Source organism: Curtobacterium sp. NPDC090217, assembly GCF_044746705.1.
GTDB lineage: Bacteria > Actinomycetota > Actinomycetes > Actinomycetales > Microbacteriaceae > Curtobacterium.
This window is the reverse complement of record NZ_JBIVCR010000001.1, coordinates 798,775-815,930: the sequence shown is the minus strand read 5'-3', so window position 1 is coordinate 815,930 and position 17,156 is coordinate 798,775. Positions and strand designations below refer to the sequence as shown.

The 17,156-nt window shown below is 70.6% G+C and carries 19 protein-coding genes; 12 read left to right on the top strand and 7 right to left on the bottom strand.

The window, feature by feature from the left end; genetic code table 11:
• Positions 1–126 precede the first annotated feature (126 nt).
• Positions 127–1,125, top strand: coding sequence for an SDR family oxidoreductase (locus tag ACIPJ2_RS04165; protein WP_402727688.1), 999 nt, complete (start codon positions 127–129; stop codon positions 1,123–1,125).
• A gap of 45 nt (positions 1,126–1,170) precedes the next feature.
• Here the strand turns inward: ACIPJ2_RS04165 and rocD are convergent, their stop codons facing one another.
• Both rocD and ddaH read right to left on the bottom strand, forming a co-directional pair.
• Positions 1,171–2,403, bottom strand: a complete 1,233-nt coding sequence (rocD, locus tag ACIPJ2_RS04160) for an ornithine--oxo-acid transaminase (RefSeq protein ID WP_402727687.1) — start codon at positions 2,401–2,403, stop codon at positions 1,171–1,173.
• The gene (gene ddaH / locus ACIPJ2_RS04155) at positions 2,403–3,296 is read right to left on the bottom strand and encodes a dimethylargininase (RefSeq protein ID WP_348639036.1); all 894 of its coding nucleotides are present in this window, start codon (positions 3,294–3,296) and stop codon (positions 2,403–2,405) included. Before ddaH ends, rocD begins: the two co-directional genes overlap by 1 nt.
• A 218-nt stretch (positions 3,297–3,514) precedes the next feature.
• On the opposite strand from ddaH, the gene ACIPJ2_RS04150 reads away from it, so the two are divergent.
• The 6 genes from ACIPJ2_RS04150 to ACIPJ2_RS04125 all read left to right on the top strand — a co-directional run bounded on the left by ACIPJ2_RS04150 (position 3,515) and on the right by ACIPJ2_RS04125 (position 7,340).
• Complete coding sequence (locus ACIPJ2_RS04150) at positions 3,515–3,952, top strand: Lrp/AsnC family transcriptional regulator (RefSeq protein ID WP_281266444.1); 438 nt, start codon at positions 3,515–3,517, stop codon at positions 3,950–3,952.
• Between the two features lie 152 nt (positions 3,953–4,104).
• The gene (locus tag ACIPJ2_RS04145; RefSeq protein WP_402727686.1) at positions 4,105–4,476 is read left to right on the top strand and encodes a hypothetical protein; all 372 of its coding nucleotides are present in this window, start codon (positions 4,105–4,107) and stop codon (positions 4,474–4,476) included.
• Positions 4,473–5,324, top strand: coding sequence for a nitroreductase family protein (locus tag ACIPJ2_RS04140; protein WP_402727685.1), 852 nt, complete (start codon positions 4,473–4,475; stop codon positions 5,322–5,324). The genes ACIPJ2_RS04145 and ACIPJ2_RS04140 overlap by 4 nt, the downstream gene beginning before the upstream one ends.
• Positions 5,321–6,085, top strand: coding sequence for a YqjF family protein (locus ACIPJ2_RS04135; protein WP_402727684.1), 765 nt, complete (start codon positions 5,321–5,323; stop codon positions 6,083–6,085). Before ACIPJ2_RS04140 ends, ACIPJ2_RS04135 begins: the two co-directional genes overlap by 4 nt.
• 349 nt (positions 6,086–6,434) lie before the next feature.
• Positions 6,435–6,800, top strand: coding sequence for a hypothetical protein (locus ACIPJ2_RS04130; protein ID WP_402727683.1), 366 nt, complete (start codon positions 6,435–6,437; stop codon positions 6,798–6,800).
• Between the two features lie 9 nt (positions 6,801–6,809).
• Positions 6,810–7,340 carry a dihydrofolate reductase family protein gene (locus tag ACIPJ2_RS04125; protein WP_402727682.1) on the top strand — a complete coding sequence of 177 codons (531 nt, stop codon included), beginning with the start codon at positions 6,810–6,812 and terminating at the stop codon, positions 7,338–7,340.
• 105 nt (positions 7,341–7,445) lie between these two features.
• Here ACIPJ2_RS04125 and ACIPJ2_RS04120 read toward each other — a convergent pair whose 3' ends face one another.
• A complete protein-coding gene (locus ACIPJ2_RS04120; protein WP_402727681.1) occupies positions 7,446–8,318 on the bottom strand; it encodes an NAD-dependent epimerase/dehydratase family protein in 873 nt (290 codons plus the stop codon).
• Positions 8,306–9,112, bottom strand: a complete 807-nt coding sequence (locus ACIPJ2_RS04115) for an alpha/beta hydrolase (protein ID WP_402727680.1) — start codon at positions 9,110–9,112, stop codon at positions 8,306–8,308. The genes ACIPJ2_RS04120 and ACIPJ2_RS04115 overlap by 13 nt, the downstream gene beginning before the upstream one ends.
• A 28-nt stretch (positions 9,113–9,140) precedes the next feature.
• On the opposite strand from ACIPJ2_RS04115, the gene ACIPJ2_RS04110 reads away from it, so the two are divergent.
• From ACIPJ2_RS04110 to ACIPJ2_RS04095, 4 genes are all read left to right on the top strand, one after another.
• On the top strand, positions 9,141–9,452 hold the full coding sequence (locus ACIPJ2_RS04110; RefSeq protein WP_402727679.1) for a hypothetical protein: 312 nt from the start codon (positions 9,141–9,143) through the stop codon (positions 9,450–9,452).
• Between the two features lie 86 nt (positions 9,453–9,538).
• On the top strand, positions 9,539–10,534 hold the full coding sequence (locus ACIPJ2_RS04105) for an SDR family oxidoreductase (protein ID WP_402727678.1): 996 nt from the start codon (positions 9,539–9,541) through the stop codon (positions 10,532–10,534).
• A 68-nt stretch (positions 10,535–10,602) separates the two neighbouring features.
• The gene (locus ACIPJ2_RS04100; protein WP_402727677.1) at positions 10,603–10,878 is read left to right on the top strand and encodes a hypothetical protein; all 276 of its coding nucleotides are present in this window, start codon (positions 10,603–10,605) and stop codon (positions 10,876–10,878) included.
• 218 nt (positions 10,879–11,096) lie between these two features.
• Entirely contained in the window at positions 11,097–11,294 is a 198-nt protein-coding gene (locus tag ACIPJ2_RS04095) for a hypothetical protein (RefSeq protein WP_281266434.1), read from the top strand.
• A gap of 3 nt (positions 11,295–11,297) precedes the next feature.
• On the opposite strand, the gene ACIPJ2_RS04090 is transcribed toward ACIPJ2_RS04095, so the two are convergent.
• Together ACIPJ2_RS04090 and ACIPJ2_RS04085 are read right to left on the bottom strand one after the other, a co-directional pair.
• Positions 11,298–12,119 (bottom strand): ornithine carbamoyltransferase, encoded by an 822-nt coding sequence (locus tag ACIPJ2_RS04090; protein ID WP_402727676.1) that lies wholly within the window; start codon positions 12,117–12,119, stop codon positions 11,298–11,300.
• 45 nt (positions 12,120–12,164) lie between these two features.
• Positions 12,165–12,893, bottom strand: a complete 729-nt coding sequence (locus ACIPJ2_RS04085) for a tyrosine-protein phosphatase (RefSeq protein ID WP_402727675.1) — start codon at positions 12,891–12,893, stop codon at positions 12,165–12,167.
• 30 nt (positions 12,894–12,923) lie between these two features.
• Here ACIPJ2_RS04085 and ACIPJ2_RS04080 point away from each other — a divergent pair, with 30 nt between their 5' ends.
• Positions 12,924–13,556 carry a hypothetical protein gene (locus tag ACIPJ2_RS04080; RefSeq protein ID WP_402727674.1) on the top strand — a complete coding sequence of 211 codons (633 nt, stop codon included), beginning with the start codon at positions 12,924–12,926 and terminating at the stop codon, positions 13,554–13,556.
• A gap of 3 nt (positions 13,557–13,559) precedes the next feature.
• Here the strand turns inward: ACIPJ2_RS04080 and ACIPJ2_RS04075 are convergent, their stop codons facing one another.
• A complete protein-coding gene (locus ACIPJ2_RS04075) occupies positions 13,560–17,117 on the bottom strand; it encodes a bifunctional proline dehydrogenase/L-glutamate gamma-semialdehyde dehydrogenase (RefSeq protein WP_402727673.1) in 3,558 nt (1,185 codons plus the stop codon).
• Positions 17,118–17,156: the final 39 nt, after the last annotated feature.

The following is a 17,156-nucleotide window of genomic DNA, read 5'->3' as shown; positions in this document are numbered from 1 at the left end:
GTTCCGGGGTCTTCACGTCGATGGTAGCAACGCAGTTTCGTCCCGGCCACACCTCCGCAACGACGATGAGGCGCTCCGCGGCCGAAACTGCGCGACCCCGTCCGCACGACGTGGTTTCGTGGACCCATGACCAGCAACGGAGCGAGTGTCCTGTTCATCGGCGGAAGCGGCGTCATCAGCGCGGCCTGCGTGCACGAGGCGGTGTCGCAGGGCATCGACGTCACGGTGCTGAACCGCGGCACCACCGACGCGCGGCAACTGCCCGACGCCGTCACCCGGCTCCGGGCCGACGTCTCCGATCGAGCGGCGCTGGCGGACGCCCTCGGCGATCGACACTTCGACGCCGTCGTCAACTGGATCGCCTTCACACCGGACCAGGTGCAGGCCGACATCGACTTCTTCGCCGGCCGGACGAACCAGTACGTCTTCATCAGCTCGGCCTCGGCGTACCAGACCCCCGCGACGCACCTGCCGATCACCGAGTCGACCCCGCTGAAGAACCCCTACTGGCAGTACTCCCGCGACAAGATCGCCTGCGAGGAACTGCTCGTGCAGGCGTACCGCGAGCAGGACTTCCCGGTGACGATCGTCCGCCCGTCGCACACCTACGACGAGACGAAGCTCCCCCTCACCGGCGGGTGGACCGCTGTCGCCCGGATGCGCGCCGGCAAGCCGATCATCATCACGGGCGACGGCAGCTCACTCTGGACCCTGACGCACAGCCGCGACTTCGCCGTCGGGTTCACCGGCCTGCTCGACCGCGACGAGGCGATCGGCGAGGCGTTCACGATCACGAGCGACGAGGCACCGACGTGGAACGCCATCGCGCGGACGATCGCCGACGCGGCCGGGGTCGACGACCTGAAGATCGTGCACGTGCCGGCCGACGCGATCGCCGCGGCTGACGCCGAGTGGGGCGCAGCACTGCTCGGCGACAAGGCCAACAGCTCGGTGTTCGACAACAGCAAGATCCGCGGGCTCGTGCCCTGGTACCGCCCACGCACGACGTACCGGCAGGGCGCGCGCGAGGTCATCGCCTGGTTCGAGGCACACCCGGAAGCCCAGGTCGTCGACGAGCGACTCGACGCGCTGATGGACGAGCTCGCGGAGCGCTGGGCGGTCTGACCGCGGGCCCGCACCGGCCGGGAGGCTCGGTGCGGGTCCGGCAGGTCAGCTGCGGTCGCGCAGGACCGACTCCAGGGCCCCGATCGCCGTGGCGATCTCGTCGTCGGTCACGACGAGCGGCGGCGCGAAGCGGATCGTCGACCCGTGGGTGTCCTTGACGAGGACACCACGCGCGGCCATCGCCGTCGCGATCTCCTTGCCGGTGCCGAGTGCCGGGTCGATGTCGATGCCCGCCCAGAGCCCGGCGACGCGGTGCGTCACGACGCCCTTGCCGACCAGGTCGTCGAGCAGCCCACGGAGGACCGGCTCGCCGGCGAGCGCCCGCTGCTGGAAGGTGCCCTCACCGAGCATCGCGACGACCTCGGAGCCGACCGCCGCGGCCAGGGGGTTCCCGCCGAACGTGGAGCCGTGCTCACCCGGGCGCAGGACGCCGAGCACGTCGCGGGAGCCGACCACCGCGGACACGGGGACGATCCCGCCACCGAGTGCCTTGCCGAGCGTGATGAGGTCGGGACGAACGTCGACGCGCGACACCGCGAGGGTGTGCCCGGTCCGACCGAGCCCCGACTGGATCTCGTCGGCGACGAACAGCGCGCCGAACTCGTCGCAGATCGCCCGGACCGACGGCAGGTAGTCCGCTGGTGGGATCACCACGCCGCCCTCGCCCTGGATCGGCTCGACGAGCACGGCGACGACGGTGTCGTCCATCGCGTCCCGCAGCGCCGACGCGTCGCCGTAGGGCACCGTCCGGAACCCCGGCGTGTACGGCCCGAAGTCGTCGTGCGCGACCGGGTCGTCCGAGAACGAGATGATCGTCGTCGTCCGGCCGTGGAAGTTCCCCGACGCGACGATGATCGTGGCTTTACCCTGTGGCACGCCCTTCACCCGGTAGCCCCAGGCCCGCGACACCTTGATCGCGGACTCGACGGCCTCGGCCCCGGTGTTCATCGGGAGCACCATGTCGGTGCCCGTCAGCTCGGCGAGCCCCGCGGCGAAGGGCCCGAGCTGGTCGTTCACGAACGCGCGGCTGGTCAGCGTGACGCGGTCGAGCTGCGCGCGTGCGGCATCGAGCAGCCTGGCGTTGCCGTGCCCGAAGTTCACGGCGGAGTACGCCGCGAGACCGTCCAGGTACCGCTTGCCGTCGACGTCCGTCACCCACGCGCCGTCGCCCGACGCGATGACGACGGGCAGCGGGCTGTAGTTGTGCGCGAGGGCGCGGTCCTCGACGGCGAGCGCCGCGGCCGTCTTCGTGCCGAGCGCGGTGCTGGACCCGGTCATCAGACGGACCGGGCCACGGACGTGCCGGTGCCGACGGGGTGCAGGTCGAGCGTGCAGCACTTCACGCCGCCGCCGCCGAGCAGCAGCTCGGACAGGTCGACGCCGATGGGGTTGTAGCCCTTCTCGCGCAGCTGCGACGCGAAGGTCGTCGCACGCGAGGCGATCACGACGTTGTACCCGTCGGAGTACGAGTTCAGGCCGAGGATCGCGGCGTCCTCCTCGGTCGCGATGATCGCGTCCGGGAAGCGCTCGCGGAGGATCGCCAGCGACGGCTCGTCGAACGCGCTCTCGAGGTACGCGATGTTCGACTTGCCCTCGGCGTCGGGCTCCGGGTCGAGCACGGCGATGGCGGTGTCGAGGTGGTAGAAGCTCGGGTTGATGAGCTTGAGGGTGATGACGTCGCGGCCGTAGACCTTCGCGATCTCGTCGTGCGAGGTGCTGTCCGACCGGAACCCGGTGCCGGCGAGGATGACGTCGCCGACGAGCAGGAAGTCGCCCTCGCCCTCGTTCGTCTCGACGGGCTCGGCGACCCGGAGGCCCGCCTGCCGGAACCAGTCCATGTACGCGGGGCCCTCGGGCTGGCGCTCCGGGTACTGGAACTTGGCGCCGTACGCGACACCGTCGAGGACGAAGCCGCCGTTCGCCGCGTAGACCATGTCGGGCAGGCCGTCGATCGGGTCGATGAGGTGGATCTCGAAGCCGAGGCCCTGGTACACGTCGTACAGGTCCTGCCACTGCGCGACGGCCTTCGAGGTGTCGGTCGGGTCCTCGGGGTGCATCCACGGGTTGATCCGGTAGCTCACCGTGTAGAAGTCCGGCTTGCACATCAGGATCGTGCGCTTCGTGGCGGTCCGGAACGGTGCCGTGGTGGTGGCGGGTGCTTGAGTCGACACTGGAGTCCTCCTGGGACTTCGGGCCCGAGCCTGCCAGGAACCACCTCGAGAGATCTCGGTGAGATGCAGGCTCACTCACCGTGTGTTCCGCGGGCGGACCAGGTCGACGCCGAGGCCCAGTCTAGGGAAGCCGCGGCGGAGAAGGCAGCAGGTCGGCGCGCACGTTTCGTGCGTTCAGCCCGGCGTTCTCGCAAGAACTCCGCGTACGATGGTCATCGATGGATTCGCTCGACCACCGCATCCTGGATCAACTCCGGGACAACGCACGCGCCGGCTACGGCGACATCGGATCGATCGTCGGGCTCTCCGCATCGGCCGTGAAGCGTCGCGTCGACCGGCTCGTCGCCGACGGCGTCATCCGTGGGTTCACGATCAAGGTCGACCCCGCGGTCGAGGACCGTGGCACCGAGGCGTGGGTCGAGCTCTACTGCCGCGGCACGGTCTCCCCCGACGAGCTGCGCTCGCTGCTCGACTCCGTGCCAGAGGTCGTCGACGCCGGCACGGTCACGGGCAGCGCCGACGCAGTGGTGCACATGCGCTCGAAGGACCTCCCCGCGCTCGAGGAAGCGCTCGATCGGGTCCGGCTCGCCCCGCAGGTGGACCACACCCGCAGCGCGATCGTGCTGTCCCGGCTCGTCTCGCGCGAATCCGCCTGAATCGCAGGTCGACACTGCGCCGCCACAGGGCCGCAGCGCGATCACAGGTCGTCTCGCGCGAATCCGCCTGAACCGCAGGTCGACACTGCGCCGCCACAGGGCCGCAGCGCGATCACAGGTCGTCTCGCGCGAATCCGCGTAGGTTCGCGTCCATGGGACGCAGGACGACGGCCGGGAGGCTCCCCCAGCCTCCCGTCGGATTAGTGGCCGCCCGCCGGATGGTCACCGCTGCGACCGCCGCCTACGTCGCCAACTGCCTCTGGGGCACCGCCGTGGCGGTGCGCCTGATCCGGACGAAGAAGCTGCGGGTCGTGCACCACGGTCTGTTCGTCGTGACCGCGACCCTCACGGGTGTCGCGGCGACCACGCCGTTCTGGACGCGCTCCCGGTCGGCGCTGTTCCTGTTGCCGGCACTGGTGCCGCTCGCGATGGCGCCGCGCACCAACCCCCGCACCGGAGCACACTGGAGAGTCGCGGTCGCCGCCGCGCCGTCCTACCTCGGGGCGATGCTGTTCCGGCGATGACCGCTGGGAGGACAGCAGTGGAGCTCTTCGAGGCCATCCGGCGCCGGCGCACGACGAACGGGGCGTTCCTGCCCGACCCGGTTTCCGAGGAGCACCAGCGGCTCCTCGTCGAGCTCGCCGGGCGAGCCCCGTCGCAGCTGAACAGCCAGCCGTGGCGGTTCGTGCTCGTCGAGGAACGGCCGACCATCGAACGCATCGCGGAGATCAGCGGGCGCTCGATGACCCGCACGATGGCCGAGGGGACGTTCTTCCAGCGCTACAAGCCGTACTTCCGCTTCAGCCAGGCCGAGATGGACGAACGGCGCGACGGGATGCTGTTCGACAAGCTCCCCGGGCCACTCAAGCCCTTCACGAAGCAGGTGTTCACGAAGCGTGGGCAGCTCCTCATGAACACGCTCCGGGTGCCGCAGACGCTCGGTGAAGAGAACCGGAAGCTCGTCGCCGGGTCGCCGCTGCTGCTCGGGGTGATGCTCGACCGGCACGAGTACCGGAAGGAGGAGCTCTCCGGCTTCTACTCGGTGTTCAGCATGGGCGCCGCGATGGAGAACATCTGGCTGTCGACGACCGAGCTCGGCCTCGGCATCCAGTTCGTGTCCTTCCCGATGGAGACCCCCGGCGCGTGGGAGGAGATCGAGGGGCTGCTGCGGGTGCCGCCGGAGCTCGAGCTGATGGCCGTGTACCGGATCGGGTACCTGCCGCCGGAGCGTCGGCGGCCCGCGATCGACTGGACCTCGAGCGAGCGCAAGCGGCCGTCGCAGTACGTCTTCCGTGGGACCTGCGACACCCCGCAGCAGGGGTGGGACGACGCGCCGGTGGCGACCCACATCGACGACGCGAGCGTCTCGTGACCGCCGGCCGCTCTGCCGGGTTCGAGCCCGGCCTCCAGGCGGTTGCCCCTGCTCTGCCGGGGCGACCGTGGATCGAACAGGCCTGGCGCGACGTCGTCTTCGTGCACTGGCGGGTGGACATCTCGGCGGTGGCACCGCTCCTGCCGGCGGGGACCCGACCCGACACGATGGCCGCGGACGGTACCGACGACGGGACGACCACGTGGGTGGGGCTCATCGGGTTCCGGTTCGAGGACACCCGGTTCCCGCCGATCGCCGTGCCGGACGGACTCGGGACCTTCGTCGAGGTGAACGTCCGCGTGTACACGGTCGACGAGCACGGACAGCACGGGGTCGTGTTCCTGTCGCTCGATGCCGGGCGCCTCGCTCCGACCATCGGTGCTCGGACGCTCACCGGGTTGCCGTACCACTGGGCGCGTGCCGAGTGCCGGGTCGGCTCTGGTCGGGTCGGGTACGCGATGCGTCGACACGGGACGCAGCTGCGGTCGGTGGTCGACGTGTCGATCGGCGATGCGATCGACGAGCCCTCGGCGCTCGACACGTTCCTGACGGCACGGTGGGGCATGCACGTCCGTCGAGCAGGGGTCACCCGGTTCTGGCCGAACGAGCACGAGCCATGGCCGCTGCGCCGGGCGTCGGTGCGGATGGTGCGGGACGACCTGCTGGGGGCCGCAGGGCTGCCATTCTCGCTCGCGGAGCTGCCGCCGGACTCGGTGCTGTACTCGCCGGGGGTGACGACGCGGTTCGGTGTCGGTCGCTGATACCCCGAAGCCTCCTCCGGTGTTGTGATGTCAGCCTTGGTCGATATAATCCACACACCACGACTAGCCGTTCTCCCCGGAGGGGAGGCGGCTAGTTTTCTTCTGTGACGTCCGCAGTCAGCCGCTACCGCAAGCCGTTCACATCCGTCCCGGAGCAGGCACGACTGTTGGCGGGCCGTGGGCTCGACATCGGCACGATCGATGCCGCTGAGGCGCTCCTCCGCCGGCACGGCTACTACCGACTGTCTTCGGCGCCCATGACGAGTGGGCATCGGAGCACATCTGGTCGCGCTCCTACGATGCGGATGATGAACTCATCCGGATCGCTGATGCCATCGACGAAGTCGATGTGGTGAACACACCACAGGCTCGCGCGCTCCTCACCGCGCGCGCCAAGCCCTCGGACAAGAAGAGCTGGCTCAGGTACCTCACGTCGAACAACGCCCTCATCGCGCTTCGGATCGGACCACAGACGTACTACCCGGCGTTCCAGTTCGGCACGTCCGATGTCGACCCGGTGGTCGCGGACATCAACGAAATCCTCTTCCGGGAGCTCCCCGATCGCGGAAGCCCTGCACTCCGAGCTGTCGATGTACAACGGTGGTGGCTGACTCCCTTGCCAGATCCTGCGATGTCCGACTCCCCGTTGACCCGGCTCGCGAGCAGCCCGGACGCCGTGCGCGCAGAAGCACTCCGTGTCGGCGGCGGACGCTAGCTTCTGCGCATGACCACGACCTACTACGTCGCCTCGTCGCTCGACGGCTTCGTCGCGGCTCCCGGGGACGACCTCGACTGGCTGCTGCAGTTCGGGTTCGAGCCGTTCCAGGAGCAGTACGACCGATTCTTCGCGGGTGTCGGTGCGATCGTGATGGGCTCGACGACGTACGAGTGGCTGATCGCGCACGAAGGGTCGTGGCCCTACGCAGACCTGCCGACGTGGGTGTTCACGTCCCGCTCGCTGACCACGTCGGACGGAGCCGACGTGCGGTTCGTGTCCGGGGACGTCGCCGATCACCAGGACACGATCACTCGGGCAGCCGGAGAGCGCGACGTCTGGGTCGTCGGGGGCGGACTCCTCGCGGCGCAGTACCAGCAGGCGGGGCTTCTCGACGAGCTGCGAGTCACGGTGATGCCGATCGTGCTCGGGGCGGGTTCCCCGCTGCTTCCCGTCGCGGCGCCGACCGCGGTGTTCGAGCTCGTCGGCACGACGCCGTTGGTCGGCGGCGCGGTCGAGCTGCACTACCGCGCGGGCTGAGCGCACGGTAGCTGCTGGCGTCGTGGGTGAGGAGTCGACTCGCAACGACAGGGTCGCCGTCGTGAGACAGTGACCCTGTCGCCAGTTGCACGTGCGACGACGGGGTCACGGGCGCCAGCGGTACCGCGGTGTCCAGTCGAGCAGCTTCCGCGCCCCCACGTTGTCGACGAGCGCTGCCCAGCGGTCACCGATGAACCGGTCGGACCGGCGGAACGGTACGTCCGGCAGCAGTCGTCCGGCCATCCCCACGCCTTCCTCGCTCGATGAGCTGATGTCGTCCGCGTTCACGAGCACGCGATGATGCCCGACGAGGTCCGGGACGGTGAGCACGGCGACGGCCGCGCTTGCGAGGTCGCGCACATCGAGGAACGCGCCGTACTCCCAGAACGGCAACCATTCTGACGACGGGTTCCGACTCCGGGCAGATCGGATGAACTCGTACGTGGTCTCGTCGAAGACCCCGGGCGCGCGCAGGCACACCGTCGCTCCACCGGTCGCTGCCGAGTACGACGCCAGCAGCTCTTCGCAGGCGAGCTTCGACCATGCGTACGAGCCGCGCGGTGCCACGGGTTGCGCATCGTCGATCGGCAGGTAGGCGGGTTGCCCCTGCCCCATGAAGCAACCGAGCACGTCGACACTACTGAGGAAGGCGATCCGCTCAACCCCAGCTACCCCGGCCTCGGCCAGAAGACCCGCCGTCCCCACGACGTTGGTGCGGATGATCGACGCGACATCCCCGGTCGACCGCGGGTCGATCGCACCACTTTCGTCGGGAGCCTCGTCGAGCGCGGCGAGGTGGACAACGAACCGGCAGCCCGCCATCCGTGCGCGGACGACGCTCGGGTCGGTGAGGTCGTCGCCGTCCGCCAGGTCCAGGCCGACAACCTCGAAATCGGCTTCCTCAAGCGCCGGAACCACGGTCCGGCCGACCATGCCGCGGTGCCCGGTGACGAGCACCCGGCCCATCACGGGCGCCACAACCAGCGCATGGCGTCCGGGAGGATCACGCCCCCGTGGTTCGGGCTGTGACCGCCGTCGCCGAGCACCAGGCGGTGGTCGTACCCGCGCTCCGCGAGAGCAGCGTCGACGAGGAGGTTGTTGCTGTACCAGTTCAGCTCGGGCTCGTCGTGGTTGAGGTCGAACCGGTTCGCCTGCAGGAAGACCCGCAGCGGCTTCGCGGGCGTCGAGCGGATCAGTGACGGGTACGGGTTGCCACCGGGGATCTGCGCGAAGCTCGCGACGAAGGCCAACACCCGACGGAAGGCGTCAGGGTGTTCCCACGCGACCGTGAACGCGCAGTTGCCGCCGCTGCTGCCGCCGCAGATCGCGCGCTGGTCTGGGTCGTCCGTGATCGCCAGTCCGAACCGCTCGCGCACGGCCGGCAAGATCTCGTGCAGCAGGAACTCGCCGTACGGGCTGTCGGCGGGGTCGTACTCGGCGTTGCGGTTCCCGGGCTGCCCCGGATCGACGAACACCCCGATCGTGACAGGCATCGCCCCCTCGGCGATGAGGTTGTCGAAGACCGTCCCCGCGCGCATGTCGAGTCCTGGGTCGAGGTAGAGCCCTCCGTCCTGGAACACCATGAGCGCTGCCGGCTCCGCAGGGTCGTACTGCGCGGGGACGAACACGTGGACCGTGCGGGTCGTGCCCGGGTAGAGGCTGCTGGCGTCCCACGTGAACCGCTCGATGCGACCGCGTGGGATCCCGTCGTGCGGGACCGAGTCCGGCCCGTGCTGGTACGTCCTCGGCTGGGTCTCGACATCGCGACTCACACGAGTGACGCTAGCCGACGACCGTGCCATGCCGTTTGATGAACTGATGCACTACCGGCTGATGAACGAGTACGGCGTCCTCTGGCCGTTCTGGGCCGACGTCGGGAAGTGCGGCCCAGGGCAGCCCGACCTGCCGCCGCGAGTCGAGGCGGCAGTCCGTGCATGGGCCGCGAACTTCAACGACCGGTACTCGTGGGAGTCGGGCTGGCCGACCGAGCGCGAGGCACGCGAACACGCCTCCCATGCGCAGCGCCTGGTCGAGATCCTCGCCGGGCTGTTGCCGGAGAGCGACTCGATCGAACTCGACCTGTGGGAGACCGACCGCCGCAAGGGTCTCTGACGATCCAGGAGAACACTCTCATCGACGAGCGCGTCCGGGGGACAGCACCTGAGCCCGACGCGGACTCGCCCCGGTACAAGGGGCACATGACACGAGTAGCAGTGGTGACGGGTGGTTCGGCGGGCCTCGGACGAGCAACGGTTCGGGAGCTTGCCGCCCGCGGGTGGGACGTCGCGGTGCTCGCCCGCGGACTGGACGGCACGGAAGCCGCGGCAGCAGAGGTCCGAGCCACCGGGCGACGCGGACTGGCCGTGCAGGTCGACGTCGCGGACCGGGACGCCGTGCAGGCCGCCGCGGATCGGGTCGAGGCGGAACTCGGCCCCATCGACCTGTGGGTCAACGGGGTCATGGTCGGGGTGTTCGGCCGCTTCCTCGACACGGATCCGGACGACTTCGAGCGCGCACTCCGGGTCACGTACCTCGGCTTCGTGAACGGGACACGCGCCGCCCTCGACCGCATGGTGCCGCGGAATCGCGGCCACGTGATCCAGGTCGGGTCGGCGCTCGGCTTCCGGGGCATCCCGCTGCAGGCCGCGTACTGCGGCGCGAAGCACGCGATCGTCGGCTTCACCGAGTCCGTGGTGTCGGAGCTCATCGAACAGGGCAGCGCCGTGAAGGTGTCCCGCGTCGACATGCCGGCGCTCAACACCATCCAGTTCAACTGGGTCAAGTCGCAGCTGCCGCACCACCCCCAGCCGGTCGCGCCGATCTACCAGCCAGAGGTCGGCGCGCGCGCGATCGCCGTCACCGCCGAGCACCCCCGTCGGCGCACGTGGGTCGGCGAGTCGACGGTGTACACGATCATCGGGAACCGCGTCAGTGCCTGGTTCGCCGACTGGTACGCCGCGAAGACACTGGTGTCGGGGCAGCAGACCGAGGCGAAGGACGGACAGAGCCTGCCCGCGAACCTCTACGAGCCCGTACCGGGTGACCACGGCGCGCACGGCGTGTTCGACGACGTCGCGCACGCATGGTCACCGCAGACGTGGTGGGTCGAGCACCGCCGGCTCGGCACCGGGCTGCTGAGTGCTGCGCTCGGCGTCGCCGGGGCCGCGGCGGTCGCAGCGGGGCGACGTCGGTGAGTCGGGTCAGGGTATCCCGCGCTCGGGGCGCATCGGTCGTCGAGGGCGTCAGGGCCACGCTCGGGGTCGTGCACCTGCTCGGCGCGGGGCGGCAGCCGCGGACCGCCGTCTTCAACCGGGTCCTCGGCGCGCGACAGGTCGCGCAGGCGACGCTGCTGCTGCGCTCCGGATCCGGGAACGCCCACACACTGGGAGCAGCCGTCGACGCCGTCCACGCGGTGACCATGTTGCCCCTGCTGTTCGTCGGCGGCCCATGGCGGCGGGTCGCGACCAGCCAGCTCGCCATCGCCAGCGCACTCGCGGCGGCCGAGGTGGCCCTGGTCGGGGCAGGCCGCAGGCGCTGACACGAGCAAGGATGCTCCGGCCCGAGCACAGGGGACGCTCAAGGGCCGGAGCATCGTTGCTCTCGGCGAACCTTCGGCGGTCGGGGGTACCGCCGATCGGGTGCGGTTCGCTGGTGACGACACTAACGGGTCCGCACAAAGGGGGACAGACAGTTCGGTCCCCCAGTTCGGGTGTCCGTTTCGCGTGGCTCACGGGGCCCGCGCGTAGCGTCCCGCACATGAGCGACAACGAACAGACCGAGCCCGTCATGGACGGCGCCACCGAGGCCACGAACCACGAGAAGCTCTCGGGCCTCATCGAGCAGGTCGACCAGGACCACGGGCACGAGGGCGCGGCCGCGATGGCCGACCACCTCCGCGACCGGATGGACGAGACCGGCGTCGTGGATGAAGATCGCGGCGACGAAGAGGACTGACCGCTACCCGAGCCCGAGGCAGGACGCCAGCACGGCCTGCTGCACGGGCAACAGGGACCGCTTGAATCCGTACCCGACGAAGGCCTCCCCCGCGAGCGCCTCGGCGGTCGCTTCCCTCCCGCGGACGAAGGGTGGACACGGGGCGAGCCGCACGCCGGACGGTGCGGTCGCCAGCAGCTCCGTGGTGATCCGGAAGCGCTCCAGCGCCGCAGCGTGTCGACCCGGCCCGTCGGTCAGCACGACGTCGGCGGAACGGATCGCGGTCGCGACGTCGTCCGTCCACACCGCTCCCGGCGTCGCGAGGTCGTCCGGGCAGCACTGGACGAGGTCGAGGTCGAAGAGCGCGGCGGCCTCCTGCCACGCCCGCGCGATGTTGCCGTCCGCGCCGACGAACAGGAGGCGCAGCGCGCGGACGTCGCTCTGCCGTGACAGCGCGTACACGTCGGAGAGCACCTCGCACGGGTGGTTCTCGTCGGTCATCGCGTTCACCACGGGAAGCGCGTCCGCACCTGCCAGCTCTTCGAGCACCGCGATCGACGGGTGCCGGGCGACGACGACGTCGGCCCACTGCGCCAGGTACCCCGCGACGTCGCCGAGCGCCTCGGGCTTGTCGAGCGTCTCCGGCGGGAAGACGATCGGCTGCAGGCCCATCAGCTGCGCACCCCGCTCGAACGAGACCCGCGTGCGCAGGCTCGACGGCGGGAAGAACATCACCGCAGCACCGTCCGTCACCGGCCCCGCGCCGCCGCGGTAGGCGTCAGCGAGGGCGAACACGGCCGCCGCGTCGGCGGCCGTCCAGTCGTCGAGTCGGATCAGGTGCCGCATCGCTCCACGATAGGGGCGACCGCCGCCCTGGACGGGAGGCACGGCTCACGCGACGCGCGCGCGGAACGTGCGCAGGGCCTCCAGTTCGGATGCGTCCAGACCGGACCGGGCGACGAACGCGTCCACGTCGAAGCCGTCGACGACGGCGCGGAACGCGTCCGCGACCGTGGTGCCGTGCTCGGCGCAGAGCGCCTCGATCTGGTCCTCGTGCACCGGCACACCGATCGAGGCGAACAACGCGGGTGCGGTCTCCACCGTGACGAGGTAGTCGTCCACGATGGCGTCAGCCGCGACCCCGGCGATCGACAGCAGCGCGAGGGACACGATCCCGGTCCGGTCCCGACCGCCGGCGCAGTGGAACAGCACACCCCCGGGTTCGGCGCGGACCATCGCACGGAGCACCTCGACGGTCCGATCGGGCTTCCGGTCGAGGTGCGGGCCGTAGTACAGCGGCGTGCCGACCAACCCGTTGTCCCAGAAGTCTGCCCAGAACTCCTGGTCGTCGAGGTCGTCGTGGTCGATGACGACCGTCGTCAGCCAATCCGGGCGGACTCCCGTGTCCTTCTCGCGCTCGGACGGCGCCCGGAGGTCGACGACGGTCCGGATGCCGGCGTCGCGGACCGACGCCCACCCGTCCACCGTGACCCGGTCGACCGACTCGGACCGGAAGAACCGACCGGCCGGCGTGGTCCCGCCGTCCCGCGTCGGCAGGCCCCCGAGGTCACGGGCGTTGACCAGCCCCTCGGCGGCGAGCGTGCGTGCTGTCGGTGCCATCCCGACACCGTAGTCCGGCATGCTGGAGCGATGGCGACGTGGCAGGCGGAACTGTTCGAGCGGCTGCGCGCTGCGCTGCGAGACGGCAGCGTGCGGGCGTACGGTTCGCTCGTCGACGGGGACCTGGACGAGTGGAGCGACCTCGACGTCGAGGTCTCGACGTCCGAGCACATCGACGTCGAGCTGCTGCTCGACACCCGGCTGTGGGCCTGGCAGGAGTCCGTCACGGACGACGGGCAGGTGCTCCGCCTGGTCACCCGGGATGGCCGTCGGGTCGACCTGACGGCCATCGGGTCGACGCTCGTCCTGCCGGAGCCTCCCGTCGACAACGCCGTGCGGTTCGACGCGGCCCTCGCCGCGACGCGGCTCGGTCGCGGCAACCTGCTCATCGGCCTGCACCTGGTCCTGGGGATCGGACGGGAGGCACTGGTCGAGTCGATGCGCGCCGCCGACCTGGCAGCGGGGACCGTCCACCACCGGGTCGCCACTCCCTTCGACGCGCGGGCGGCCGAGGTGGCGGCGCTCATGTCGGATCGGCTGGAGCCGGAGTCGGCGCTCCGCGCCTACGAGCTCTACGGCGCACGGCGGTCGGAGCGCGACTCCGGGTACGCACCGGATCCCGCCGGCCTCGTCGCGCTGATCGACCTCGCGGGCGGCGGCTGACGCTCAGACGCGGAGCTCGGCGAACTCGCGGTCGACGTCGCCGAAGCGGTGCGTGGTGATCGACACCGATTGCTCGCGGAGGTAGGGCAGCATCTCGATCAGCCCCGACTCGACGACGGGAGCGTGGTGGATCGCGACGTCGATGCTGGCGCCGAGCGCTTCCTCGAGCGCGAGGGCGTCCCCGCCGAGCAGGCGGATGCGCGCGCCCGGTCCGCCGAAGGCCGTGTGCTTCGGGCGCTCGCGCCCCTGTGACAGGACGACGTCGAGGGCGTCTTCCGGTTCGTCGGACGGACTCGACCAGCTGTCGCGGAAGACGTCGCCCGATGCCGCGCGACGGTGGAACTCCTCGTCCGACTCGACCAGGTGGTCGACGACGTCGAGGGGGGACCTGCTCGACGCGAACAGCTGGGTGAGGGGACCGGGCAACGGCCGCGCCGTGCTCAGGAGGATGTGTGCGCGCGCGGCGGTGGCGGCGACGAGCGCGCGGACGAGGTCCCCGCTCGACGCATCCTCGGACTGGCGGACGATGATCGACTGCGGGCGGTAGCGCAAGACGTTCCGCTCCACGACGAGCGCCGATGGGTCGTGCGAGACGCCGTACTGCTCCGTGCGGGCCTGCACGTCGCTGATGGCACCGGCCCGGACCTGGTCGAACTCCTCGAAGGTCAGCCCGCTGCGTGCTGCCTCGATCACGGCGGTGACCCGCGGCGGGAGGCCGTGCAGCTGGATGCTCTTGTGGACCTTGCGCGGTGTCGGCTCCCAGCGGCCGAGGGTCGCGACGTACATCGGACCACCCGCCTTGGTACCCGTACCGACTGAGGACTGCTTCCACCCGCCGAAGGGTTGGCGTCGGACGATCGCCCCGGTGATGCCGCGGTTCACGTACAGGTTGCCCGCCTGGACGCGGTGCATCCAGTCGGCCACCTCGTCGACATCGAGGGAGTGGATCCCCGCGGTGAGGCCGAAGTCGGTGCCGTTCTGGATCGCGATCGCGTCGTCGAGGGTCTCGGCGTGCATGATCCCGAGCACCGGGCCGAAGTACTCGGTCTGGTGGAAGTCGCTCCCGGGACGGACGCCGTCGCGGATGCCGGGCGACCAGAGCCGACCGGAGTCGTCGAGCGGGACCGGCTGCACGAGCCAGGACTCCCCCGGGCCGAGCTCGGTCAGACCCGTGCGGAGCTTGCCCTTCGGTTCGGCGATGAGCGGACCCATCTGCGCCGTGGGATCGTCGGGCCAGGCGACCCGGAGCGTCCTGGTGGCGTCCACGAGCTGCCGACGGAACCGCTCGCTCTCGGCGACGGACCCGACGAGGATGACGAGCGACGCCGCGGAGCACTTCTGGCCGGCATGCCCGAACGCCGATCGGACGACGTCCTGCACGGCGAGGTCGAGGTCGGCCGACGGCGTCACGACGATGGCGTTCTTCCCACTGGTCTCGGCGGTGAGGGGCAGCCCGGCACGCCACCACGTGAAGGACCTGGCGGTCTCGGCGGCCCCGGTGAGGATGATGCGGTCGACTGCAGGGTGCGCGATCAGCTGTCGGCCGAGGATGTCCTCCTCGAGGTCGACGAGCTGCAGCAGCGAGTGCGGGACTCCGGCGTCCCAGAGCACGTCGGCGAGGACGGCACCGCAGCGCTTCGCTTCCGGGGCGGGCTTCAGGACGACCCCGCTGCCGGCGGCGAGCGCGGCGAGCACCCCACCGGCGGCGATCGCGACGGGGAAGTTCCACGGCGGCACGACGACGGTCAGTCGCGGGGGCACGTACCGCGCACCGGTGACGGACGCGAGCCCTCGAGCCTGGTCGGCGTAGTAGTGGGCGGAGTCGATCGCCTCACTGACCTCTGCGTCGGCCTCGGTGATGGTCTTGCCGGTCTCGGCCGCCATCACCTCGATGAGGTCGCCGCGCCGGACCTCGAGCTCGTGCCCGATCAGGTCGAGCAGCTCGGCGCGGTCACCTGGGTCCTGACGGCCCCAGTTCACGCCGGCCTGGGCGGCGCTGCCGACGATCCGTTCGAGCTTGGTGCGGTCGAGGACCCGTGCGCCGCGGATGGTCTGGCTGCCGAGCTGCGACCGGGGCACGCGGCGGAGGACGTCCGCCGCCCACGCTCGGTTCGCGGGGATCGCCGGGTCGGTGTCCGGGACGTTGTCGAAGTGGTCGCGCGGGCCGGGTTCGGCCGGGCGGCGTCGTCGGTCCTGCGTGCGGTTCGTCGCCGGGACCGGCTCGTCGAGCGCCGCGACGGACGCGGTCCAACGGGCGAGTTCCCGGTCGAACACGTCCTGGTCGTGGTCGATGTCGAACGCCCCCGACATGAAGTTCTCGGGGCTGGCGTTCTCCTGCAGGCGCCGGGCCAGGTACGCGATCGCGGAGTCGAACTCGTCCGGCTGGACGACGGGTGTGTAGAGGAGGATCTGTCCGACGTCGGCGCGGACGGCGTCGGCGTGCGTGGCGGCCATGCCGAGGAGCATCTCCACGTCCACGGCGTCGGTCACCCCGCGGCGCTGGGCGAGCACCCACGCGGTCGCGAGGTCGAAGAGGTTGTGCCCGGCGACGCCGATGCGGACGGCGTCGGTGCGCTCGGGCGTCAGGGCGGTGTCGAGCATCCGGAGGTACGCGGTGTCGGTCTCGCGCTTGCTGCCCCACGTCGCGAGCGGCCAGTCGTGCACGATCGACTCGACGCGCTCCATCGCGAGGTTGGCACCCTTGACCAGCCGGACCTTCACGGGGGCACCACCGCGTGCCCGGCGCGCGATCGCCCAGGACGTCAACGACTCGAGCGCTCCCGCGGCGTCCGGCAGGTACGCCTGCAGCACGATGCCGGCGTGCAGGCCGAGGAACTCCTCGCGCCCCAGCAGCTCCTGGAAGACCGCGAGCGTGACGTCGAGGTCGCGGTACTCCTCCATGTCGAGGTTGATGAACTTCGGCGTGGGGCTCGACGCCGCCAGCCGGTAGAGCGGCACGAGGCGGTCGACGACGCGGTCGACGGTCTCGTCGAACGCCCACATCGACATCTGCGGGACCACGGCACTGACCTTGATCGAGACGTAGTCGATGTCGTCCCGCGCGAGGAGGTCCATCGTGCCCTGGAGCCGGCGGTCGCTCTCGGCACTGCCGAGGACGGCTTCGCCGAGCAGGTTCACGTTGAGCCGGGTGCCGTCGCCGCCGATCTTGGCGAGCGCCGGACCGAGCTTCGCCGGGGTCGCGTCGACGACGAGGTGGCCGGTCATCCGGCGCAGGATCTTCCGTGCCGTGGGGATGACGGCCCACGGCGCCATCGTCGCGAAGCCGCCGCCGAAGGTGACCGCGCCGCGGAGGTACCAGGCGAGGAAGTCCGGCACGTCCTGGCTGACCTTCTCGAGGTTCCGTGCGGCGACGCGAGGGTCTTCCGGGCGGATCACCTTGTCGACGAAGCCGAACGTGAAGTCGAGGCCCTGTTCGTCGCGGAGCACACCCGCCAGTCGGGCCGCACCCGGATCGGGCTTGACCCCCGCGGACGCGGCGAGCCAGCGTCGCACGAGCGCCACGGCGTCGTCGGTGCAGTCCTGGAGGCGGGCGCTCGGCATGGTCTGATCGTATGCCGCAGCACCGACCTCACCTCGGAG